General features: G+C 65.3%; 17 protein-coding genes and 1 other RNA gene. 9 read left to right on the top strand and 9 right to left on the bottom strand.

Annotated elements, in window-relative coordinates:
* Nucleotides 1–26 precede the first annotated feature (26 nt).
* The 9 genes from U4Y90_RS19810 to trxA all read right to left on the bottom strand — a co-directional run bounded on the left by U4Y90_RS19810 (nt 27) and on the right by trxA (nt 15756).
* Nucleotides 27–611: a ComEA family DNA-binding protein gene (locus U4Y90_RS19810; protein ID WP_321797007.1), complete on the bottom strand. Its 585-nt coding sequence runs from the start codon at nt 609–611 to the stop codon at nt 27–29.
* A 213-nt stretch (nt 612–824) separates the two neighbouring features.
* On the bottom strand, nt 825–3038 hold the full coding sequence (gene pbpC / locus U4Y90_RS19805; protein WP_321797006.1) for a penicillin-binding protein 1C: 2214 nt from the start codon (nt 3036–3038) through the stop codon (nt 825–827).
* A gap of 4 nt (nt 3039–3042) precedes the next feature.
* Complete coding sequence (locus tag U4Y90_RS19800) at nt 3043–9024, bottom strand: MG2 domain-containing protein (protein WP_321797004.1); 5982 nt, start codon at nt 9022–9024, stop codon at nt 3043–3045.
* 115 nt (nt 9025–9139) lie between these two features.
* Nucleotides 9140–10501, bottom strand: a complete 1362-nt coding sequence (locus tag U4Y90_RS19795) for an MATE family efflux transporter (protein ID WP_321797158.1) — start codon at nt 10499–10501, stop codon at nt 9140–9142.
* A gap of 40 nt (nt 10502–10541) precedes the next feature.
* Nucleotides 10542–12305: a glycosyltransferase family 39 protein gene (locus U4Y90_RS19790; RefSeq protein WP_321797002.1), complete on the bottom strand. Its 1764-nt coding sequence runs from the start codon at nt 12303–12305 to the stop codon at nt 10542–10544.
* Nucleotides 12306–12561: 256 nt separating this feature from the next.
* On the bottom strand, nt 12562–12816 hold the full coding sequence (locus U4Y90_RS19785; protein ID WP_050326712.1) for a type B 50S ribosomal protein L31: 255 nt from the start codon (nt 12814–12816) through the stop codon (nt 12562–12564).
* Nucleotides 12817–12955: 139 nt separating this feature from the next.
* Entirely contained in the window at nt 12956–13783 is an 828-nt protein-coding gene (locus U4Y90_RS19780) for a M90 family metallopeptidase (protein ID WP_321796998.1), read from the bottom strand.
* A gap of 122 nt (nt 13784–13905) precedes the next feature.
* Nucleotides 13906–15171 (bottom strand): transcription termination factor Rho, encoded by a 1266-nt coding sequence (gene rho, locus U4Y90_RS19775; protein ID WP_061163748.1) that lies wholly within the window; start codon nt 15169–15171, stop codon nt 13906–13908.
* Between the two features lie 258 nt (nt 15172–15429).
* The gene (gene trxA, locus U4Y90_RS19770) at nt 15430–15756 is read right to left on the bottom strand and encodes a thioredoxin TrxA (protein WP_008349330.1); all 327 of its coding nucleotides are present in this window, start codon (nt 15754–15756) and stop codon (nt 15430–15432) included.
* A 333-nt stretch (nt 15757–16089) separates the two neighbouring features.
* Here trxA and ffs point away from each other — a divergent pair.
* The 9 genes from ffs (at nt 16090) to U4Y90_RS19725 (ending at nt 23939) form a co-directional block, all read left to right on the top strand.
* An RNA gene (gene ffs, locus U4Y90_RS19765) (signal recognition particle sRNA small type) lies at nt 16090–16188 on the top strand.
* A 178-nt stretch (nt 16189–16366) separates the two neighbouring features.
* Nucleotides 16367–18613, top strand: coding sequence for a DNA polymerase III subunit gamma/tau (locus U4Y90_RS19760; protein WP_321796988.1), 2247 nt, complete (start codon nt 16367–16369; stop codon nt 18611–18613).
* Nucleotides 18614–18718: 105 nt separating this feature from the next.
* Nucleotides 18719–19045, top strand: coding sequence for a YbaB/EbfC family nucleoid-associated protein (locus U4Y90_RS19755; protein ID WP_008349334.1), 327 nt, complete (start codon nt 18719–18721; stop codon nt 19043–19045).
* Nucleotides 19046–19096: 51 nt separating this feature from the next.
* On the top strand, nt 19097–19693 hold the full coding sequence (gene recR / locus U4Y90_RS19750) for a recombination mediator RecR (protein WP_321796987.1): 597 nt from the start codon (nt 19097–19099) through the stop codon (nt 19691–19693).
* Between the two features lie 26 nt (nt 19694–19719).
* Nucleotides 19720–19944 carry a DUF1653 domain-containing protein gene (locus U4Y90_RS19745; protein WP_321796985.1) on the top strand — a complete coding sequence of 75 codons (225 nt, stop codon included), beginning with the start codon at nt 19720–19722 and terminating at the stop codon, nt 19942–19944.
* 33 nt (nt 19945–19977) lie between these two features.
* Nucleotides 19978–21183, top strand: coding sequence for a CaiB/BaiF CoA-transferase family protein (locus U4Y90_RS19740; protein ID WP_321796983.1), 1206 nt, complete (start codon nt 19978–19980; stop codon nt 21181–21183).
* A 50-nt stretch (nt 21184–21233) separates the two neighbouring features.
* The gene (locus U4Y90_RS19735) at nt 21234–22271 is read left to right on the top strand and encodes an ABC transporter substrate-binding protein (RefSeq protein WP_321796981.1); all 1038 of its coding nucleotides are present in this window, start codon (nt 21234–21236) and stop codon (nt 22269–22271) included.
* Nucleotides 22272–22274: 3 nt separating this feature from the next.
* Nucleotides 22275–23102: an ABC transporter ATP-binding protein gene (locus U4Y90_RS19730; RefSeq protein ID WP_321796979.1), complete on the top strand. Its 828-nt coding sequence runs from the start codon at nt 22275–22277 to the stop codon at nt 23100–23102.
* Between the two features lie 12 nt (nt 23103–23114).
* A complete protein-coding gene (locus U4Y90_RS19725) occupies nt 23115–23939 on the top strand; it encodes an ABC transporter permease (RefSeq protein WP_321796977.1) in 825 nt (274 codons plus the stop codon).
* The last annotated feature ends 6 nt before the right edge of the window (nt 23940–23945 follow it).

The following is a 23945-nucleotide window of genomic DNA, read 5'->3' as shown; positions in this document are numbered from 1 at the left end:
TCCCTTCGACAAGGTTCCCCGAAGAATCACTGACTGGCAGCCGCGGCGCTGGCGGCCTTATCTTTCTTGCTGCGCTTCGATTTGGCGGGCTTCGCATCGCTCGCGGCGGACGCGCCCGATGCGCTCGCCGTCGCTGCCGCCGCGCTATCCTTTTTCGACTTTTTCGACGACTTCGTTCCCGATGCGGGTGCGGCTGGCGTCGCGGACGGCGTCTGCGCCGTCGTGGCGGCGGGAGAAGTTGCGCCGGTGGCGGCGGTCGAGGACTTGACCGTCGAGTTCGGCGCGGCGCTGCCGCCTTGCGTCGATGAGGTCGCGGGCTTCGAGGTCTTGCCCGTCGGCGGCAGCGACGAGCCGCCGATCGTCAGGCCGTTCTGCTCCAGATTCGCGACCGACTTGGTGCCGAGACCCTTGACGCGGGTCGCGAGATCGTCGGCGTCCTTGAACGGGCCGTTCTTCGTGCGCTCGTCGATGATCGCCTTCGACTTCACCGGCCCCAGACCCTTCACCGCTTCCAACGACGCCTGATCGGCGGTGTTGACATCGACCGCGGCGAAAGCCGCACCCATCGACAGCATGAACGCTAAGCACAGCATCAGCAGCTTTTTCAGCATGACGGCACTCCAGGCAAGAGAGAAAGGATGAATCGATATGTTCGGGCCGGTTGAGAAGATGCCGTTAAGGATAGGGCAAAAACCCGTCCCGAACGATGACGGCTCGCATTGTGCACGACTCCGCCGCGCGCACCGCGCTTCTCGCACAATCTTTAACGTTGCGAAACGCCGGATGGATGACGCGACGCTTTTTGCAGACATGTGCCTCGCGCATCACTTCGACGGGGCCGCCGCTTTCGCAAACGCGCCGCGAACCTCGAAGCCGACCGAATCGACGACGTCGCCTCTCGCATCGACCAGTTCGAGCAGGTGCCGGCCCGGCCAGGGCAGCCATGCCGCGCGGGCAGCGTGGCCGTAGGGCTTGCCGTCGAGGCGCCACGCGAGGCGCGCGCCGCTGTCGGCGCGCTCGAACCACACGCGTTGGCGTGCGGGCGGAATGTCGGGGTCGAGCGCGAAGATCGTGCCGTCCGTCGGAGCGCCGATGCGCGCCGCCTGCGTATCCTTGTTGGCGCTGCGCGCGGCCTGCGCCGCATTCGCCGTGAGACCGACCGCGCTCATCTGCGTGCCGCGCACGAACCATTCGTCGCGCGCCGGCTCGATGTCGTTCTGATACGTGACGCGCGTCGTCACGACGCTCGAAGGCGCCTGCGGAGCGTGGCTATCCGATCGCCGGTTCAGATAGTTGACGATCGCGTTCCACGCCGGTGCCGCGCCCGTCACGCCTGAAACGTCCCACATCGGTGCGCCGTCGGCATTGCCGACCCACACGCCCACGGTGTATCGCGACGTGAAACCGACTGCCCAATTGTCGCGCATGTCCTTGCTGGTGCCGGTCTTCACGGCGCTGAAGGTGCGCGTGGCGAGTACGCTGTCGAAGCCGAAGGTGCGCGTGCGCGCGTTGTTGTCCGCGAGGATATCGGTGACGATGAAGCTCGCTTCGGGGCTGAAGACACGCGTTGCGGCCGGCGTCGGCGGATGTTCCGCGAGGTCGAAGAAAGGACGGGCGAGCCCGCCGTTCGCGAGCGCGCGATACGCGTTGGCGAGCGTCGCCAATGTGACGTCGGCGCTGCCGAGCGCGAGAGAAAAGCCGTAGTAATCGCCCGCTTGCGACAAAGGCAGCCCGAGCGCGACGAGCGTCCTGGCGAAACGATGCGGCGTGACCATGACGAGCGTGCGCACCGCCGGCACGTTCAGCGACGAGCCGAGCGCGGTGCGCACGCTCACCCAGCCTTTGAAATCGTGATCGTAGTTCTGCGGGATATAGAGGCCGCCGCCGGTCGCGAGATCGAGCGGAGCGTCGTCGAGCAGGGTGGCGGCGGTGACGCGCTTTTCGTCGATCGCCTGCGCGTAGAGGAACGGCTTCAGCGTCGAGCCGGCCTGACGCGGGGCGAGCACGGCGTCGACTTCCGGCGCGTTCGACAAGCCGCCCGCCGAGCCGACCCACGCGAGCACGTCGCCCGAGCGGTTGTCGATCACGATGGCCGCCGCGTCGTGCACGTTGCGCGGATGCGCGCGCGCGTTGAGTTCGGCGAGCGTGCGGGCGAGCGTGTCGCGGGCGAAGCGTTGCAGGCGCGCGTCGAGCGTGGAGCGCACGCGTGCGCCTGCCGCCGGATGCACTTCGCCTGCGATACGTCGCGCGAGATGCGGCGCGAGCGCGTCGTCGCCCTGGGTGAAGGCGGGCGCGGAAGCGGGGCGCGTAAGCGCGAGTTGAACGTAGCTGTCGAGATTGAGGCACGGATCGGCGTTTCGGGCGACGCCGTGCAGCGCCCGCATGTCGCGCAGAATCAGGCAGGTGCGCGCGGCGACTTTCGCATAGGGCGCGTTCGGCGCGCGCACCAGCGCGGCGGCGAGCGCTGCCTCGCGTTCGTCCAGACCGGACGGCGCCTTTCCGTACAGCGTCTGCGACAGCGCCGACAATCCGACGATCTCGCCGCGAAACGGCACGAGATTCAGATACGCCTCGAGAATCTGGTCTTTGCGCCAGGTGCGTTCGAGCCACAACGCGCCGATCGTCTGCCCGGCCTTTTCACCGATCGAGCGCCGGCCCGCAGGCTTGACGGCTTCATCGTCGATGAGGCCGGTGAGCTGCATCGTCACCGTCGATGCGCCGCGCGTGCGCGTGTTCCACAAATTGCCCCATGCGGCGGCGGCCGCGCCGCGCCAGTCGACGCCCGCGTGTTCATAGAAGCGCTTGTCCTCCGATACGACGATCGCTTCGCGCAACGCCGGTGACACGTCCGACAGCGCGACCCAGTCGCCGCGCCGCGCGCGCTTGTCGATGCGCGTGCGGGCGAGCGGCTCGCCGTCGCGCGAGAGCAGCACCCAGTCGGAGCCGCGCCAGTTCGCGCGCACGTCGTCGAAAGTCGGCTGCGCGTGCGCCGCCGCCGACAGAACGCATGCGATGACGAAGGAGGCGGGACGTTTCATCGCATCACTTCGCGGCGAGCGGCTTGACGACCACCGGCGCATTCGGCAGCGCGCCGGACGACGAAGGCGCGTAAAGCGCTTCGACGCGCGTGGGCGGCAGGCCGAAGGTGCCCGGATTGTTCAGGCGCATCGTGTATTCGACGCTCAGCTTGCCCTTCGGCAGATAGTCGTAATACGCGCGATAACCGTCGAAGCCACGCTCCACGAACGACGGCCATGCGCGTCGATCCTGCTTTTCGCCTTGCGTCGCCGCTTCGGAGTCGCGCCCGAGGCCGGAGCCGAGGATCGTCGCGCCCGCGGGAATCGGATCGTTGACGACGACCCACGTCATGTCGCTTTGGGCGTCGATGTCGAGATGCACGCGCACGATGTCGCCGCGCGAGAGCACGCCTTTCACGGCCGGATCGATCGGCGCGACGGTCTTCGCGATGCGATAGCCCGCCGCGAACGGCGCCTTCAGCGCGACAGCCGCGAGGCTTTCGACCGTAGCCCACGGCTTGCCGGTGCCGTCTTGCGTCAGCGTGAGCGAACCGATGCTCCACGGCAGCATCACGCTGCGCACATTCGCGGTCTTCGTCGCGGGCGGGGCCGAAGCGGGCGCGCTCCAGCTCACGCTCTGCGTCGACGTGCCCAGTTGTATCGACGTACGACCCGTGACCGGCGTGCTTTCGAACAACCGGGAGAAACGTCCGACCGCGAGCGCGCCCCACAGATTGGCGGTCGTCGTCTGCCACGCGCCGTTCTTCTGCAACGCGAGCAGACCCGCGACGACGCGCGGCATCTCGTCCTTCCAGCCGGGCGTATCCGCGAAGACGAGGGCGGTGCGCGCGGCATTGGTTTCGGCGCCGGTCATGAGCCACCAGAGATCGTCGTCGCGTTCGGTCGAGAAGATGAGGCGCGTGCCCTGATATGTCAGGCGCGCACGGATGATCTGCTCCGCCTGCGCGCGCTTCTCGTCGCGATTCGGAATGCCGTCGACGCGCGACAGGATCGCGTAGTAATCGAGCGCCGCCGATGTCGGCCATTGATCAGGCGCGACCGTGATCGACCCGAGCATGCGCGGCTGCGCGAGACCGTAGCGCGACAGCGCTTCGATCGCGGCGAGCTTCTCATAGTCGAGATCGTTGCGCGGAGACCAGAACTTGCGCTCGATCTTGCCGTCGACGAAATTCGCGAGGCCCGCCGCCATCCGGTTGCGCAGATCGTCGGGCAGCGCGAAGCGGCGGTCCTGCTTCGCGGCTTCGTCGGTGACGGCGAGCAGATAGGCGGTGAGGGCGGGGCTGCCGGTGGGGCGCTCGTCGTCGGCGGGCGGAAAGTAGTTCGCGAGGCCGTCGCGGTCGAGATACGACGGCATCTTCGCGAGCACGCCTTGCCACTGCGCGGCGTCCATCAGGCCGAGCGCGCGCGAGGTCTGCTGTTCGAGGCAACTGTACGGATAACGCTCGAACCAGCGGCGCACGCCGGGCAGGCCGTCGGCGAGCTTCGGCTGCAACGACACCGCAATGCCGCCGCGCACGGCGCCATCGTCCGACCGGCTCGCGTCGGCGGGCGGCGCGACGGGCAGCGTGAGCGCGCCGTCGACTTGTCCGATGCTCGCTTGCTGCACGGTGACCGGGATCGCCGCGACGACGCGTTGCGTGATCTTCACCGCGTCGCTCGCTTTGGGTCCGGCCTGTTCGGCGGCGCTGACTTCCCACGCGAGGCTCGCGGACGATCCCGCGCCCAGCACATCGGGCGTGGTCACGTCCCAGGTCACTTCCTGCGATGATTCCGGCCCGAGCTCGACCGTGCGCGCATCGAGCGCAAACGCGCCGGCGTGCGGCGTGACGACGACGCGCATCGTCCGTGCGGTCGTGTTGCGCAGCGTGAACTGCGCGCGGAACGCATCGCCGACGCGCACGAGCGGCGGCAATCCCGAAATCAGTTGCAAGTCCTGCGTGCTTTGAATCGATGCGCTGCCGGCGCCGAACTGGCCCGCGCCGACCGTCGCCACCGCGACGATCCGAAAACGCGTGAGCGCGTCGTTCAGCGGGACGTCGACCGAGGCTTCGCCCTTCGCGTCGAGCGTGACGCGCGGATTCCACAGCAAGAGCGTGTCGAACAGCTCGCGCGTCGCGCTGTGTCCGCCGCCGCCGCCCGCGGGCACCGCCTTGCGCCCGAAGTGACGCCGCCCGACGATCTCCATCTGCGCGGTCGCCGTCTCGACGCCGTACGCGCGCCGCTGCAACATCGCGTCGAGCACGTCCCAGCTTTGATTCGGCATCAGTTCGAGCAAGGCTTCATCGACGGCCGCGACGGCGATCTGCGTGCCGGCGGGTGCGGGTTTGCCGTCGGGCAGCGCGACCTTCACCTTCACATGCGCCTTGCTTCGAACGGTGTACGACTTCGCATCCGGGCTCACGTTCACCGCGAGCCTGTGCGATGCGGTACCGACCCGGATCGACGCGAGCCCGTAACGGAACGCGGGCTTGCTCAAATCGACGAGCGGCGTCGGCGCCTGATACTGACGGCCTTCGTACCAGAAGGCGCGCGCCCATTCGACCGGCGCCTTCCAGCCCCACGTGAAGAACGAATACCACGGCACCTCGCGAATGCGTCCGCGCAGCGCGAGCACCGACACATAGACGTTCGGCCCCCACGCCTCGTCGACCTTCAACTCGACGGTCGGATCCTTGCCGTTCAGTTCGACGACCCGCGTCTCGACGATTCCCTCGCGCTCGACCGCGACGAGCGCCGTCGCCGACCGAAAGGGCATGCGCACCTGAAAGCGCGCGGTCTCGCCGGGTTCGTAGCTGGTTTTCTCGGGCAGCACGTCGATGCGGTCGGTGTTTTCGCCGCCGAACCATAGCTCGTCCGCGCGCGTGACCCATACCGACGTGCTCGCGTTGGAGGCGCGGCCGTCGCCGTCTTTGGCGACCGCGATGAGATCGACATTGCCGGATTCCTTCAGCTTCGCATCGCACGAGACGATGCCGTGATCGTCGCTCTTGCCGCTGCACAACGTGCCGAGATCCTTGACTTCGGTGTGGTTGTCGTACGCATAGAAGCCGCCGACCATGCGCTTTCTCGAACTCGACATTACGCGCGCGACCGCCTTGATATCGACCGAAACGCCCGCGCGCGGCTTGCCCTGCAGATCGAGCGCGATCGCCTGCACGGGCAGCGCGCCGCCGACCGACACCCAATGCCCCGCCTTCACGCCGACGGCGACCGCGGCGGGCCACAGCGTCGTGCCGCCGCTGATCGTCTGAGTCTCGCCGTTCGGATCGGCGAAGCTCGCTTCGAGCGCGAGACGCTTCGGCGATTCGACCTCCGGCAGCGGCTTCAATGTGACCTTGCCCGCGCCGTCGCGATCGAGCGTGACGCGCAGCTTGTCCGCGATGAGCTTCGTCGTCGCGTTGTCCTGCTGCTCGCTGTCCTCGTCCTCGGCGGGTGCGCTCGCGCCGTCGTTCGCGGGCTTGCGGTACGGCGCGAAGCTGAACGCCTCGTACTGCGAAGCAAAGGCCGGCGATGCGTCGCGCACGAGCGCGGAAACCTGCACCGGCAGATTCGATGCCGGCCCGCCTTGCACGTATTCGAGCCGCACCGCGACCGGCGCTTCCTGCGCCGCGACGAGGCCGGGCGCTTTGCCGTCGCCGGCCGTGATCGAGCCTTTGAATACCGGCAGACGGAATTCCTCGACACGGAAGCTGCCCGATTCGTACGACTGGGTCACCGCGCCGTCGTTGTCGTCATCGTTCGATGAATCCGCTCCGTTGTCGAGCGTCACGCTGTATTCGCCGAGTTTCGCGGCAATGGGCACGGTGAAGGTCGAGTCGGCGCTATGGTCCGCCGACCATTTGAGCGGCAGATGCCAGGTCTGCCCGCTGCCGACGTGCCGAATCGTCACGCGGCTCGGATAGGCCGGCGGGAACGCGAATCCAACGAGCGTCTCGACGCGCAGCAGATGCTTCATCGACACCGTTTCACCCGCGCGCAGCAGCGTGCGGTCGAACACCGTATGCGCGCGCGTCGTGCGCGTCGCGCTCATGTCGGTCGGCACGTTGAAGCGCCACGACTCGATGCCGCGATTCCAGTCCGACGTCACGAACGCCGTGTCCGGACCGGTGACGGGATCGTTCACGCGCGCCGACACGAAGAAGCCGCCCCACGCGAGGCTGTGCTCGTTGCATTCGCGCGCGGCCGCGAGCGGCTTGCCGATCTTCGCGAGCCCTTGCGCATCCGTTTTCGCGGTGGCGATTTCATCGCCGTTGCAATCGGTGACGCGCACGTCGGCGTTCGCGACGGGCTTGCCCTTGTCGAGCGTCGTGACCCATACGACGCTGTTCTCGCGTCCCTGCTTGAAATGCACGCCGAGATTGGTGACGAGCACCGACGTGCGCACATACATCGCCTGATTCTTGCCGAGCAGCGACGCGCCGAGCGCCGGCGAGCTCAGTTCGACCACGTAGAAACCGGGCTTGGCGAGCGGAATGCCGACGACCTCGAATGGACGCAGTGCTTTGGGATCGGCGGCGGGCAGCGTGAGGCTTTCGACGCCGGGGCGTTTGGCCAGCATCGACAGCGAACGGACGTCGATTTGCGGATCCTTCGACACCGAGCCGTCGCTGTTCGGGATGATGACCGGCGCGATGCCGTTGTTCAGCATCTCGGGCATGCGTTCCCGGATCGCAGAGCGCGACATCGAGGTGCCGTCAAACATGTCGACGGCGCGCATCCACTGGCGGATGTCCTGATCGGCGTCGAGCTTGAGCTTCGTGATCCGCGACGTGCCCGAATCGAGCCCTTGCACATGCAGGTCCGCTTCGACGTGGCGCAGCGTGACCGGCAGCATCGCGGGCATGTCGGGCTCCGCGAATCGCTCGATGATGCCGAACGTGCCCGACGAGAATTTCGCGAGCGGCGGCATGGCGGCGGTTGCGGCCTTGAGCGGAAACAGATCCGCGTTCGCGAGCGAGCGGCCGCTCACGTCCTTCAGGTTGGGGGGGGCGTCGATGGCGAGGTCGGCGCGTTCGGGAAGCGGCGCGGCGAACTCGATGTGGCTGACTTCCGCCTCCTTGTCGCTCGCATCGAAACGGGGCGATGCGTTGCCCTTGGGACCGCGCAGCACGAACTTCTGCGCATCGGCGCGGCTGATCGGCGCGGTGAAGTTCAGTCGCAGCGGGCGCAGCGGCGTGCACGGCGCCTTCGCGTTCTCGCGCTCGCACGAGAAGCTCGCGGTGAAGGGCTCGCGCACGTTGAAGTCGAAGCGCTTTTCGACATCGTTCGCGATACCGCTCGGACCCGTCACGCCCACGCCGTACACGAACTGCATCTTCGTCGCCGATGGCAAGGTCTGCTGGCATGCGAGCGTCAGCACGCGGTCGCTTTCCTTCTCCAGGCGAAAATGTTTGAGCAGGGCGGCGCGGGTGCCGTCATCGACGGCGCGAACCGGAATGCGGTTGCCCAGCGCGTTCGATTCGCACCAGACATGTTCGAGCACGGAGGCTTGCGTCGCCGGGCCGTTCAGGCGCAGCACGAAGGCCTGATTCTCTTCGATGTCGCCGTAGCTCGGCATGATGCGCGTGACGAACGGTCCGCCCGTCTGAAACGCGAAGTGGCGCGGGCCGGCAAGCGCATTGCCCGCCGTGGACTTGAGGCCGTCGGACAGGTCGAGCGCGCAACGCACGCCGGGCGGCAGATCGCGTTCGAAGTCGAAGGCCCAGGTTTTGGCGTCGATCCAGCGTCCGGAGCCCGCTGTGGCCGCGGCGTTTGCGCCGCTACAGGCGATCTTGCCGGGCGCGGCGGCGGCCGCATTGCCGAACGCGATCATCGGTTCGTCGAACTTGGCGACGACCTGCCGCACTTGCGCGACCTTGCCCTGCGGCGACACGCTCGCGATGCGCGCGGCATCGGCGCGATGAAGCGCCGCGCCGAATCCGAGCGTGGCAATCAGCGTGGTTGCGGCCAGAATCCATTTTTTTTGTGACGTTGTAATGCGGCTCATCCACTCGCTCCGAGTTTTCCTCGACGCGAAATTCTACTGGAGCCTTACGTCATTCTTTCTGACGATGCAAACCGGCGATGTTTTTCCACAAATCATCGCACCGGATGCAATCGGTTCAGGTCGCGTCAATCCTGTTCAGATGCCGCGAACTCACGCGCCGCCAATAGAGGAACAAACCGACGCCCGCCGCGCCCAAACTCGCCGAATTCGCGATCCAGAAGCCGCGCGCGCCTTGCAGCCATTGCGGCACGCCGCCGCCCACGTCGAAGCCGAGCAGATAGCCGCCGCCGAGCCCGATGCCCCACAGCGCGATCGCGTAGATCAGGGTCGGCACGAGCGTCACCTTGTACGCGCGCAGAATGAATGCCGTGGTGATCTGCAGAGCGTCGCAGAGGTGATAGAAGAAGATGATGAGCACGAGCGGCATCGCCGCCGCGATGACGTTCGCATCGGGCGTATAGGCGGCGATCACATGCGCGCGTGCCGCGAGCAGAACCACGCCGTACACGAGCGCGAGCACGCACGCCATGCCGATGCCGTGACGCGAGATCGAGCGCGCGTCGTCGTAGCGTTGCGCGCCGAGCGCCTGCGACACGAGCGTCGACGACGCAATGCCGATCGACAACGGCGTCATGTACAGCACCGCGCCGAGATTGCCCGCGATCTGATGGCCGGCGAGCGTCGTCGTGCCGAAGCGCGAGATGAAGAGCGCCATGAAGGTGTACGACGTGACTTCGATGAGATACGAGAGGCCCATCGGAATGCCCAGACGCAGAAGCGCCAGCTGACGCCGCCAGACCGGCCAGCAGAAGTGCGAGAAGATGCCGAACGGCCGGAAGAACTCGAACTTGAAGAGCACCGTCATGCCGACGGCCGCGAGCACCCAGTTGATGAGCGTGCTCGCGAGCGCGCAGCCCGGGCCGCCGAGCGCGGGCACGCCGAATCCGCCGAAGATGAACCACGTGTTGAGCGGAAACTTGAGCAGCAGGCCGCCGACCTGAAGGAACATCACGAGGCGCGGCTTGCCGACCGCGTTGGTGAGCGAGCTGTAGACGCGAAACGCGAGGCTCGCGGGCAGGCCGAACGACAGAATGCGCAGATAGTCGACGGTGCGATCGTGCAGCGCGGGCGGCGTTTTCGCGAGCGACAGCAGCGGCTCGGGATGGAAGAGCAGCACGAAGCCGATCACGGCGAGCGCGGCGGCGAGCCAGAACGCCTGACGCGTCTCTTCGCCGATCTCGCTTTCGCGGCCCGCGCCGAAGAGCTGGCCGGCGATCGGCTGCAGCGCGACGAGAATCCCCGTCAAGCCGATATACACGGAAATGTAGACGGAGCCGCCGAGGCCGAGCGCGGCGAGGTCGGTGGCGGAGAAGCGGCCGACCATCGCGGTGTCGATCACGCCGAACGCAATCACCGCGAGCTGGCCGATCAGCACCGGCCACGCGAGCGCGGCGATCTTGCGCACGTCGCTCAACATGCCGGTCGTGCTGGTCGGTGTCGGCATCGCGCGCATCGTGTTACTGGACGCGGCGCAGGCTCTTCGGGCGCAGCGGTTTCTTCGCCGGCGGCGTGGGACGCTCGATGCGCACGTAGAGGCGGAAGCGCTCGTCACGGTCGGCGACGCGCCGGCCTTCCCAGACGAGCTTCCACTGGAACGCCGACATCGTGGAAGGCTCGCCGTAGTCCGCCGGATCCTGGCGCAGGATCACGTCGCAATCCTCGTCGAACGCGAAATGCATGCCGCCGAAATAGGCGAAGGTGGCGATCTGCGCGTCGCCGAGGCGCACGGGCGAGATGCAGGTGTAGTCGGGCGGCAGATGATCGGCGATCTGCTCGGCCACGTCGCGATACGTCCGGCTGTAGTTCACCACCGGCAGCCATAGCGTCATGAGCAGCACCCACATGAGCGTGGTGCCCGCGCTCGACAACACGACGCTGCGCCACAGCACCTTCGGATGCCGCGCGAGACGCCAGCGCGCGAGCAGGAACCAGCAGACCGTCACGGCTACCGCGCACGCGAAGGAAATCAGCTTGAACTCGGGATGAAAGCCCGGCGCGAGACGCGCGAGATTGCGGGCCATCGTTGCGGGAAAGCCGAACATGCCGGCGCTCCAGACCAGCCACACCAGCGAGCCGATGATCGTGAAGCTCAGCATCGCGAACCAGTCGATCGCGTTGATCGCACCGCGCTTGAGCGTGGGCAGCGCAAAGGTCGCGAGCACCGAGAGCGGCGGCAGAAGCAGCATGAAGAGCCGGTTGGTTTCGTGCGCCTGCAAGACGACCAGCACGAGCAGCGGCCCGATGATCGACAGGGGCACGCCGACGTGCGGCGAACGCCGCAGCCCGCCCCAACTGACGAATGCCCAGACCGCGAGCGGCCACGCCGGCCATGTGAAGAGCGGCAGATTCTTGATCGCGTAGCCGAAGATCGCGCCGGGCGTGCCGGAGAAGAACGAAAAGCTGTTGCGCCACCATTGCCGCAGCCACCATTCCCCGTCCTCGGGGAAGTAGTGCAGCGTCGGCAGCACCCACGCGGCGATCAGCACGATCGCGACCGGCAGGCCGAAGATCAGGAGCGGCGCGGCGCGCACCTGCTTCACGATGATCGTCATCGCGAGCGTGCACAGCAGAAGCGCGAACACGAGCACGGGCGAGCTCGACAGTCCGACGACGCCGATTGCCACGCCCCACATGAGGCCGCCGTGGATCGGCTTGTCGAGGCTTCGCACGAGGGCGTAGAGGAGCATCGCGGTGCCGGCGAACTGCGCGAGCTGCGGCGTGGTTTCGTGGCCGCGTTCGGCGAGGCCGAAACACGCGAGCAGGATCAGCAGCGCGCCGTCGGCGAGTGTGCGGCCGTAGTCGCGTGGCTCAGGCTCGCCGCCGAAAGCATATTTGAAGGGCTGGGCCTCTTCGCGCCGGCCCAGCAGATAGGCCGAATACCAGACGAATGCGCAGGCAAGACAGAAGAGCAGACCCGTGACCACGCGCGACGCGTTGCTCGCATCGACCCAAGGGCTCAGGATCCGTATCGCCGATGCGCCGAGCCAGTACATCAGCGGGCCATCGGCGGTGGGCGCCTTGCCGACCAGGTTCGGCAGCAGCCAGTCGCGGGCGTCGCCGTTGGCCATCGTCCACATGACGCCGAAGCCCGCCGCATCTTCGTTCTTCCACGGATCGCGGCCGAACAGGCCGAACGACGCGTAGGTGATGCAGATGGCGAGCAGCAGCCAGCGCGGCAGGGCGCTGGTGGCGGAGGCGGTCAGACGAACGACAGATCGCATGCGAGAAGGTTTGATTGAAAGCGGTCCGCTGATCTCGGGCGGAGCGAGGCCGGGACTGGAGCAACCGGCATTGTAGTCGCGCGGCGGCGTTAAGGGCGGTTCATCGCGGCTCGCCGTAATCCAGCGCAACAGCGGTTACACGATGCAGCAAAGCGGCGATGCGCGCCGCGTGTAAGACGAAACGTCGAAGCAAACCCGTCGGCGACAAAAAAGGGCAGCCAAAGCTGCCCTTTTCTCATGAAGCCCGAAGCCCGACTTACTTCTTGGTGGAGAAGCGTGCGAACTTGTTGTTGAACTTCTCGACGCGGCCCGCCGTGTCCATGATCTTTTGCTGGCCGGTGTAGAACGGGTGCGATTCCGACGACACTTCGATCTTCGCGAGCGGGTAGGTCTTGCCGTTGAATTCGGCGGTTTCGCGCGTCTGGATGGTCGAGCGGGTCACGAACTTGAAGTCGTTCGACATGTCGACGAACAGGACTTCGCGGTAATCCGGGTGAATGCCTTGTTTCATGGTCTTTCCTGATATCTGGCGGTAGCCAACCCGTTGCACTGTTTGCAGCGCTGCGCGAGTCACTTGCCTAGGGTCGAAAAACGGGGATTATGCCAGAAAATCAGTCGGTTGACATCTTTTTTGGAGGTTGCGGCGGAACTCATGCGACGAGCGCACCGACGCCCGCCGGGTCTTGCCGGTAGTAGCGCGCGAGCAGCCGGTAAAGCTCGGGGTACTCGGCTTCGAACGCTTGCGGCGTCACGAACAGCGCCTCGCTGCAGACCGCGAAAAATTCCGACGGATGATCGGCCGCGTACGGATCGATCAGCGATTCGCGCTCGAAGCGGCTCCAGCGGCGCTGCGGCACGGCGTCCACGCGCGCGCAGAACTGATCGTAGGCGTTGTCGAAGATATCGGACCAGGCGCCGGAATCGAGCGGTGCGTGCCAGCGGCGAAAGAGCGGAGGATGGCCGTCTGCTTCGCCCGTCACCATGTCGATCTTGTGCGCGAACTCGTGGATCACGACGTTGTAGGCGTCGGAGCCGTCGGCCATCTGCGCGTCTTCCCACGACAAGACGACCGGACCGCCTTCCCACGCCTCGCCGCTCGCATCGTGCTCGATCTCGTGCACGACGCCGTCCTCGTCTTCAACGGTCTTCTTGATGATGAACTCGCCCGGATAGACGATCACGCCGACCCAGCCGCGATACAGGTCCAGGTCGAGATTGAGCACTGGCAGGCAGGCCTGCGCAGCGATCGAGACGATCATCTGGTCGGTCAGTTCGAGATCGTGCGCGGTCGAGAATTCTTTCTGCGCGATGAACAGGCTCGCGGTTTCGCGAAGACGCGCGAGGTCGCTCGCCTGCAGATGGCCGAAGCACGGATACGTGTCGAGCGTGCGCTGCCAGAGCGCGTCGTCGATTGCGTATTTGCGCAGCGTGCGCTCGCGGCGCTGTGCACCGAACCAGCGGGTGAAGAGGTTGGCCATCGATCATTCTGTTTGCTTCGATAGTCCGGATTGTACGAAGAGCGGCGCGCGCGAAGCACAAAAAAAACCGCCCGGCGAAGCGGGCGGTTTTTACAGGCTTGAGCAGCGAAGCGGATCAGGGATCAGCCTCCGCCGCGACGCATCATGTCGAAGAACTCGGCGTTGTTCTTCGTCTGACGGATCTTGTCGAGCAGGAATTCCATCGCTTCGACTTCGTCCATGTCGTGGATGAACTTGCGCAGCACCCAGACCTTTTGCAGCAGGTCCGGCTTGATGAGCAGTTCTTCGCGGCGCGTGCCCGACTTGTTCAGGTTGATCGACGGATAGACGCGCTTTTCCGCGAGACGGCGTTCGAGGTGCACTTCCATGTTGCCGGTGCCCTTGAACTCTTCGTAGATCACGTCGTCCATGCGGCTGCCCGTTTCGATGAGCGCCGTGCCGATGATCGTCAGCGAGCCGCCTTCCTCGATGTTGCGAGCCGCGCCGAAGAAGCGCTTCGGGCGTTGCAGCGCGTTGGCGTCGACACCGCCCGTCAGCACCTTGCCCGACGCCGGCACGACCGTGTTGTAGGCGCGCGCGAGACGCGTGATCGAGTCGAGCAGAATCACGACGTCGTGCTTCATTTCGACGAGACGCTTCGCTTTCTCGATGACCATTTCGGCCACTTGCACGTGACGCGCGGCCGGTTCGTCGAAGGTCGACGCGATGACTTCGCCACGCACCGAGCGCTGCATTTCCGTCACTTCTTCCGGACGCTCGTCGATGAGCAGCACGAACAGGATGACGTCCGGATGATTGGCCTTCACCGCATGCGCGATGTGCTGCAGCATGACGGTTTTGCCGGACTTCGGCGACGCGACGAGCAGACCGCGCTGGCCCTTGCCGATCGGCGCGATCATGTCGATGATCCGGCCCGTGACGTTTTCCTCGCCGCGCATTTCGCGCTCGAGCGGCAGCGGCTTGTTCGGATGCAGCGGCGTGAGGTTCTCGAACATGATCTTGTGTTTCGAGGCCTCGGGCGGCTGCCCGTTGACTTTGTCCACCTTCACGAGCGCGAAATAACGCTCGCCGTCCTTCGGCGTGCGCACTTCGCCTTCGATCGTGTCGCCGGTGTGCAGATTAAAGCGGCGGATTTGCGACGGGCTGATGTAGATGTCGTCCGTGCTCGCGAGATACGAGGTCTCGGGAGAGCGCAGGAAGCCGAATCCGTCGGGCAGCACTTCGAGCGTGCCGTCGCCGAAAATCGTGTCGCCACCCTTGGCGCGCTTTTTAAGAATCGCGAACATGAGTTCCTGCTTGCGCAGGCGGTTCGCATTTTCAATCTCGAGGCCATTGGCCATCTCGATCAGTGCGGAGACGTGCTGAGACTTGAGCTCGGATAAATGCATACGGATTTCCCGCCGGGGAGAGAGGTGCGACAGAAAGATTTGGGAGAAGAGGTGAGCGGAACCGCTCGAGACTTAATACTTCTTGAACTCTTGTGATTCTAGCATAGCACACGCCACACGAGCCTCGGGTGGGCTTTGGGCGGGGCTTTTCGGCCGATGTTGTCACGTGACAACATCGGCTGCATCGCTTTGCGCCTGTAATGCGCCGTGGATGCCGCAAGCGGACGCCGGAGGTACCGGAGTCCGCCGGTGATGCCGTTACAGGTTGCTGTCGAGGAACGCGGTCAGTTGCGACTTGGACAATGCGCCGACCTTCTGCGCGGCGACCGCGCCGTTCTTGAAGAGAATCAGCGTGGGAATGCCGCGCACGCCGAACTTCACAGGCGTCGACTGATGCTCGTCCACATTGATCTTCGCGATCTGCAGGCGATCGCCGTAATCCTTCGCGACTTCGTCGAGGATCGGGGCAATCATCTTGCACGGACCGCACCACTCAGCCCAGAAATCGAGCAGGACAGGTTTATCCGACTTGACGACATCCTGTTCGAAAGAAGCGTCGCTGATGTGCTTGATTGATTCGCTCATTGTCTGAATACCTCTATTGATTCGAGGCCCGCGTTTGAATGCTCGCCACGATATACCAAAACTGAAAAAAATTTTCGTCGCCAACGGGCAAGATTCGGCCCGCGCGCCATGCGCCAAAATGACTCGCGAATGGCGGCGAATGATCTGCGGAAGGGCGAAATGCACCACTTCCGGGTAATTCACACGTCATCTTAGCTTACTTTGCTATCCGTCGCCGGGTACTGATAGGCCGTATCTGAGGCCGACGACACGAAGCACAAGAGGGCGCCGAAAAGACTGTGCATTCGACTGACGCCTTCCGGGCGCACCAGACCCCGTGGTACAATTCGACGTGACGGGCCTCCTCGCATGGTGGCGCGGTCAACCTGGTCAGGTCGGGAACGAAGCAGCCACAGCCGCTTTCCACCAGTGCCGAGGGTCGGGCTCGTCACCTTCCGCTTTCCTCTCTGTTGTTCCTCTCTCGTTTTCCCTGATTCATTTGCTGCTTCGCGCAGCCATCCGAGCGCGACATTTTTGTGCGCCCGCGCTGGCCGGAAGCACCCTGTTCAAGTCCGCCGGCGGCCTTTTGGACCGGCGTTTGCGCAAGGTCGTTGCTGATACAATTTCGCGCATGACCTATCAAGTTCTCGCACGCAAATGGCGGCCGAAATCATTCGAGTCGCTCGTCGGCCAGGAGCACGTCGTCCGTGCGCTCACGCACGCGCTCGATGGCGGCCGCCTGCATCATGCGTATCTCTTCACGGGCACGCGCGGCGTCGGCAAGACGACGCTCTCGCGTATCTTCGCGAAGGCGCTCAATTGTGAAACCGGCGTGACCTCGAAGCCGTGCGGCGTGTGCCGTGCGTGTCGGGAAATCGACGAGGGGCGTTTCGTCGATTACGTCGAAATGGATGCGGCGAGCAATCGCGGCGTCGACGAAATGGCGGCGCTGCTCGAGCGCGCCGTCTACGCGCCCGTCGACGCCCGCTTCAAGGTCTACATGATCGACGAAGTGCACATGCTCACGAACCACGCCTTCAACGCGATGCTGAAGACGCTGGAAGAGCCCCCGCCGCACGTGAAGTTCATTCTCGCGACGACCGATCCGCAGAAGATTCCCGTCACCGTGCTCTCGCGCTGCCTGCAGTTCAACCTGAAGCAGATGCCGGCGGGGCATATCGTGTCTCACCTGGAGAACATTCTTCAGCAGGAGAGCATCTCGTTCGAGTCGCAGGCGCTGCGTCTTTTGTCGCGCGCGGCGGACGGCTCGATGCGCGATGCGCTTTCACTGACCGATCAGGCCATCGCGTATTCGGCGAACGAAGTCACCGAGGACGCCGTGCGCGGCATGCTCGGCGCGCTCGATCAAAGCTATCTGATCCGTCTCATCGATGCGCTTTGCGCCGGCGACGGCCCGAGCGTGCTCGCGATCGCCGACGAAATGGCGCTGCGCAGCCTGTCCTTTTCGACTGCGCTGCAGGATCTCGCGAGTCTTCTGCATCGAGTCGGCTGGGCGCAGTTCGCGCCGGCGTCGGTGCTGGACGAATGGCCCGAAGCCGCGGACATCCGCCGCTTCGCCGAGACTCTTTCTGCCGAGCAGGTCCAGCTCTTCTATCAGATTGCCACGGTCGGGCGCAGCGAACTCGGCCTCGCGCCGGACGAATACGCCGGCTTCACGATGACGCTCTTGCGCATGCTCGCGTTCGAGCCGGCGGGCGGACCGGGAGGCGGCGTCGCCGTCAGCGCGCCTTCGGGCGCGAAGCCCGCGCGCAGCGCTGCGCTGGCGGGCGCAATGGCCGAGCGCGCGGTCGCGCCAGCGCCCGTCGCGAAAGCGCCGGCGCCCGTTGTGGAAACGGTCGTCGTCAAGGCGAAAGAGACGCCACCGGTCGCACCCGCTATAGAAAGCGCAAAGCCGGCGGCGCCCGTCGTCGAGACGAGCGAGCCGGTGCCCGTCAAGCCAGCGCCAGTACCGAGCGCCGCACGACAAGTCGCCGATGAAGCCACTCCGCGTGCATCGGATGAAGCGGCGACTTCGCGCGCGGCAGGCGGCGCGAGCGCGGCGCTCGAGGTACTGCGCAGCGCCGGCATGCGGCTGTCGTCCGACCGCGGCGCACGCGGTGCAGCGGCTGCGCAGACAACGGCTCCCGCAGCGCCCAAGGCAACCGCGAAGCCTGCCGCGCAAGTTCAGGTGCCGACGCCGCGTCGCGCGCAGGCCGCGCCCGAGGCGAAACCCGCTGCCGGCGATGCGGCTGGAAGCGCGGCCAAGTCGAACGTCGTTCCGCCGTGGGAAGACATGCCGCCCGACGACTATCCGCCGGCGGGATCGGAGCAGGATTACTTCATGCCGCCGGACGACGGCTTCGTGCCCGCTTTCGATAGCGGTCCCGACGACATGCGTTTCGGCGCCGAGGCCGCCGTCGCGAAACCCGCGCCCGTGATCGACACGACGCCGCTGCCGCCCGCCGTGCCGCTCGATGCGCTCGGCGTGTCGGTGGAGTGGGCCGCGCTCGCCGTCGATCTGCCGCTCAAGGGCGTCGCCTATCAGCTCGCGTTCAACAGCGAACTCACCGCTTGCGATGCACATTCCGTCACGCTCGCGGTTCCGGTTCAGATGTACACCGACGCCACGCACGTCACGAAGCTCAAGGCCGCGCTTGCCGAGAAGCTCGGCCGCGCGATCGAAGTGAGCGTCGATGTCGCGCCCGCGCGGCGCACCGCCGCCGCGCTCGACGCGGCCGAGCGCGCGCGCCGCCAGCAGGAAGCCGAGCAGGAGATCAGGCAGGATCCGTTCGTGCAGTCGCTGATCCGCGATTTCGGCGCGAGCATCGTGCAGGGTTCGATCAAGCCGATCGCCGTATCGGGCGCGAGTCCGTCGTGAATTGAGGCGCGCGGCGCGTCCTTGAACGTCGCGCGGCCGCACTGAATATCGGGCGCGCGCTTTGCGCGTGCTTTTGCCACACGTTTTCCAGGAAGGAGCCGAACCATGATGAAGAACCAACTCGCCGGGCTGATGAAACAGGCTCAGCAGATGCAGGAAAACATGAAGAAGATGCAGGATCAACTCGCGCAGATCGAGGTCGAGGGCCAGTCCGGCGCCGGTCTCGTGAAGGTGACGATGACCTGCAAGAACGACGTGCGTCGCGTGCAGATCGACCCGAGCCTGCTCGCCGACGACAAGGACATGCTGGAAGACCTCGTCGCCGCCGCGTTCAACGACGCCGTGCGCAAGGCAGAGGCCACCACGCAAGAGAAGATGAGCGGCATGACGGCCGGCATGCCGATGCCGCCGGGCTTCAAGCTGCCGTTCTGAGCGCGCGCGCCGAAGTGAATTCGGCGCGCTTCGATGTCAAACGAAGGACACATGAAACAACCTTCCGCCCTGTCGGCGCTCGTCGAAGCGTTGCGCGCGCTGCCCGGCGTCGGCCCGAAGTCGGCGCAGCGCATCGCGTATCACCTGATGCAGCACGACCGCGCGGGTGCCGAGAAGCTCGGCAATTCGCTGCTTTTCGCGACCGAGCATCTGAAGCACTGCGAGAAGTGCAACACCTTCACCGAAGCCGACATATGCGAAGTCTGCAGTGACGAGGAGCGCGATCCGGCCTTGCTGTGCGTCGTCGAAACGCCTGCCGACCAGATCATGCTCGAGCAGACGCTCACGTATCGCGGACTTTATTTCGTGCTGATGGGGCGGCTGAGTCCGCTCGACGGCATCGGGCCGAAGGAGATCCACTTCGAGCGGCTCATCAACCGCGCGCTCGACGGCGAAGTGCAGGAAGTGGTGCTCGCCACCAACTTCACGAACGAAGGCGAAGCGACCGCGCACTATCTCGCGCAGACGCTCAAGTCGAAAGGGCTCAAGGTGACGCGGCTCGCGCGCGGCGTGCCCGTCGGCGGCGAGCTCGAATATGTCGATGCGGGCACGATCGCGCGCGCGATGCTCGATCGCCGCTCCGTCTGAACGCGACCATCAGCAGGACAAAACCGATGACAGAAACCGAAGCTCTCGCGCTCGCGACGCATCGTCACTACAAGGGCGGACTCTATCGCGTGATCGGCGTCGCGCGGCACTCGGAAACCGAGGAAGCGATGATCGTCTACGAGCATCTGTGGCCGCACGAACGCGGCCTCTGGGTGCGGCCCGCCGGGATGTTCAACGAAACGCTCGCCGACGGCACGCCGCGTTTCAGGCCGCTCGACATGCCGCTCTGAAACAGTCCACATAAAAACATTCAGGAGACGACCATGAGCACAACGACGGGACCGCTCGCCGGCGTCAAGGTGCTGGAGCTCGGCACGCTCATCGCCGGTCCGTTCGCCGCGCGCTTCATGGGTGAATTCGGCGCCGACGTCATCAAGATCGAAGATCCGAACGGCGGCGATCCGCTGCGCAAGTGGCGCAAGCTCTATCCGGAAGTGGGCGGCACGTCGCTCTGGTGGGCGGTGCAGGCGCGCAACAAAAAATCGGTGACGATCAATCTCAAGGCCGACGAGGGCAAGGAGATCGTGCGCCGGCTGGCAAAGGAAGCCGATATCGTCGTCGAGAATTTTCGGCCCGGTCTGCTCGAAAAGCTCGGGCTCGGCTATGAAGTGCTGTGCGCGGAAAACCCCGGTCTCGTGATGGTGCGGCTCTCCGGTTACGGCCAGACCGGTCCTTATCGCGATCGCCCGGGCTTCGGCGCGATCGCGGAATCGATGGGCGGCTTGCGCCATATCACCGGCTATCCGGATTTGCCGCCGCCGCGCATCGGCATCTCGATCGGCGATTCGATCGCCGCGCTCCACGGCGTGATCGGCGCGCTGATGGCGCTGCATCACCGGCAAGTGAACGGCGGCAAGGGTCAGGTGGTCGATGTCGCGCTGTACGAAGCCGTCTTCAACATGATGGAAAGCGTCGTGCCGGAATACGGCGTGTACGGCATGATTCGCGAGCGCACGGGCGCGTCGCTGCCGGGCATCGTTCCGTCGAATACGTATCCGTGCCGCGACGGCAGTATTGTCATCGGCGGCAACAGCGATCCGATCTTCAAGCGCCTGATGAACGCGATCGACCGCGCGGACCTCGCGGACGATCCGGCGCTCGCATCGAACGATGGCCGCGTGCCGCGCACGCAGGAAATCGACGACGCCATCGCCGCGTGGCTGTCGACGCGCAGCATCGACGAGGCGCTCGCCGTGCTCAACGGCGCCGATGTGCCCGCGGGCCGCATCTACAGCGTCGCCGACATGTTCACCGATCCGCAATACATCGCGCGGCAGATGTTGCAACGCTTTCCCTGGCAGGACGGGAAGGAAATCACGCTGCCGAACGTGACGCCGAAGCTCTCGGAGACGCCGGGCGAAACGCGCTGGCTCGGCCCGCAACTCGGTGAACACACGGATGAAGTACTTCAAACGCTCGGGTATGATGCCGACGATATTGCGCGGCTGCGCTCGGCCAAGGTGATCTGAGCCTTCGGTCCGACAGCGCTGAGAACGATAAAACCAGGAGACAGACAACGATGAAACGCAGAACGTTCATCGCGAGCGGCGCCGTGCTCGCGGGTGGGGCCATGTCGGGCATGCCGCTCGCGTTTGCGCAGAGCAAGCCGGAACAGGCCAAGGTATCGATCGCGGTCGGCGGCAAGAATCTCTTCTACGATCTGCCGCTCACCATCGCCGAGCGTCGCAATTACTTCAAGGACGAAGGGCTCGAAATCGAAATCGCCGATTTCGCGGGCGGCGCGAAGGCCCTTCAGGCAGCGGTCGGCGGCAGCGCGGACGTCGTGTCCGGCGCGTTCGAGCACACGTTGCTGCTGCAGGCGAAGAATCAGTACTTCCGCGAATTCGTGCTGCAAGGACGCGCGCCGCAGATCGTGCTCGCTGTGTCGAAGAAGGCGATGCCGAACTACAAGTCGGTCGCGGATCTGAAAGGCAAGAAGATCGGCGTGACGGCGCCGGGCTCGTCGACGTCGATCATGGCGAGCTTCGTGCTCGCGCAGGCAGGGCTGAAGGCGACCGACGTGTCGTTCATCGGGGTCGGCGCGGGCGCGGGCGCGATCGCCGCGCTGCAGTCTGGCCAGATCGACGCCATCGCCAACCTCGATCCGGTGATGACCAAGCTCGACCGCGCGGGCGATATCCGCATCGTGTCGGACACGCGCACGCTCGCGGATACCGTCAAGGTGTTCGGCGGCAACATGCCGGCGGGCTGCCTCTACGCGTCGCAGAGTTTCATCACGAAGAATCCGAACACGACGCAGGCGCTCACCAACGCGATGGTGCGCGCGCTGAAATGGCTGCAGTCGGCTTCGGGCAAGGACCTCATTTCGACGGTGCCGGAAAGCTATCTGCTCGGCGATCGCGCGCTGTATCTGGATTCGTGGCAGCACGTGAAAGAGGCGCTGTCGCCGGACGGCCTGATGCCCGCCGATGGTCCCGCGACATCGCTCAAGACGCTTCAGGCCTTCGACGAAACCGTGAAAGGCAAGCCGATCGACTTGTCGAAGACCTGGACCAACGACTTCGTCAAGAAGGCGCTCGCCACCGTCAAGGTCTGACCGATGTCCTCGCCTTCGAAACACGCGCTCGCGCTCGCGAACGTCACGTGCACATTCGCGTCGCGCGAGAATCGCAAGGACCGCTATACCGCGGTCCGCGATACGAGCCTCGCCATCGCGCCGGGCGAGTTCGTGTCGGTGGTCGGTCCGACCGGCTGCGGAAAGTCGACGCTGCTCAACGTGTCGGCGGGATTGCTTGAGCCTTCGTCGGGCACCGTGAGCGTGTTCGGCGAGAAGCTGAAAGGCATCAACCGGCGCGCGGGCTACATGTTTCAGGCCGATGGCCTGATGCCGTGGCGCTGCGCGCTCGACAACGTGACGGCGGGCCTGGCGTTTCAAGGCGTGCCCAAGGCCGAGGCGGACAAGCGCGGCGAGGAATGGCTCAAGCGCGTGGGCCTGGGCGGCTTCGGCGACCGTTATCCGCATCAGTTGTCGGGCGGCATGAGAAAGCGCGTCGCGATGGCGCAAACGCTCATCCTCGATCCCGACATCATCCTGATGGACGAGCCGTTCTCCGCGCTCGACATTCAGACGCGTCAACTGATGGAAAACGAGCTGCTCGATCTTTGGGCGGCGAAGCGCAAGGCCGTGCTCTTCATCACCCACGATCTGGACGAGGCGATCTCGATGTCCGACCGCGTCGTCGTGCTGGCGGCCGGGCCGGGCACGCATCCGATCGGCGAGTTCGCGATCGATCTGCCGCGTCCGCGCGATGTCGCCGAGATCCGCTCGCATCCGCGTTTCGTCGAACTGCACGCACAGATCTGGGGCGTGCTGCGCGAGGAAGTGTTGAAGGGTTATCAGCAGCAACTGAAGCCCGCCGCCGAATAAGACGATACGACCATGTGGAACAAGCTGCGCCCGAATCGAGCGAATCTCATCGTATGGCAATGGCTGTTGCTGCTCGCGTGCTTCGTGCTGTGGTACGTGCTGACGAGCCCGACGCTCCTGCCGCCTTTCTATTTCGACGACGCCAACAAGGCCGCGTTCTTTTTCGGCGAGCCTCAGAAGGTGCTCGTGCGCATCTGGGAGTGGTTCACCGGCGGCGAGATTTATATCCATCTGTGGGTGACGCTGATCGAGACGGTGCTGGCGTTCTTCATCGGCACGGTGTCCGGACTGGGCGTCGGCTTGTGGCTCGCGCTCGCGCCGACGACGAGCGCGCTCCTCGATCCTTACATCAAGGCCGCCAACTCGATGCCGCGCGTGATTCTCGCGCCGATCTTCGCGGTATGGTTCGGCCTCGGCATCTGGTCGAAGGTCGCACTGGGCGTGACGCTCGTGTTTTTCATCGTGTTCTTCAACGTCTATCAGGGCGTGAAGGAAGTGAGCCCGGTCGTGCTCGCGAATGCGCGCATGCTCGGCGCGAACCGCAAGCAACTGCTGCGTCACGTCTATTTGCCGAGTGCGACGAGTTGGGTGTTTTCGAGCCTGCATACGTCGGTCGGACTCGCGTTCGTCGGCTCGGTGGTCGGCGAATATCTCGGTTCGGCGCGCGGCGTCGGGTATCTGATTCTGCAAGCCGAAGGCACCTTCGACATCAACACGGTGTTCGCGGGGATTCTCGTGCTGACCGCGTTCGCGCTGGTGCTCGACGGCCTCGTCGCGCTGGTCGAGCGCCGGCTCATGAAGTGGCAGCCGAAGAGCGGCGAGACCGAAAAGCTTTGATCGCTC

It is taken from the genome of Caballeronia sp. J97 (assembly GCF_905220305.1).
In the GTDB taxonomy this organism is placed as follows: Bacteria; Pseudomonadota; Gammaproteobacteria; order Burkholderiales; family Burkholderiaceae; genus Caballeronia.
Note: the sequence above shows the minus strand (reverse complement) of the source record. Positions and strands in the feature narration are given on the sequence as shown.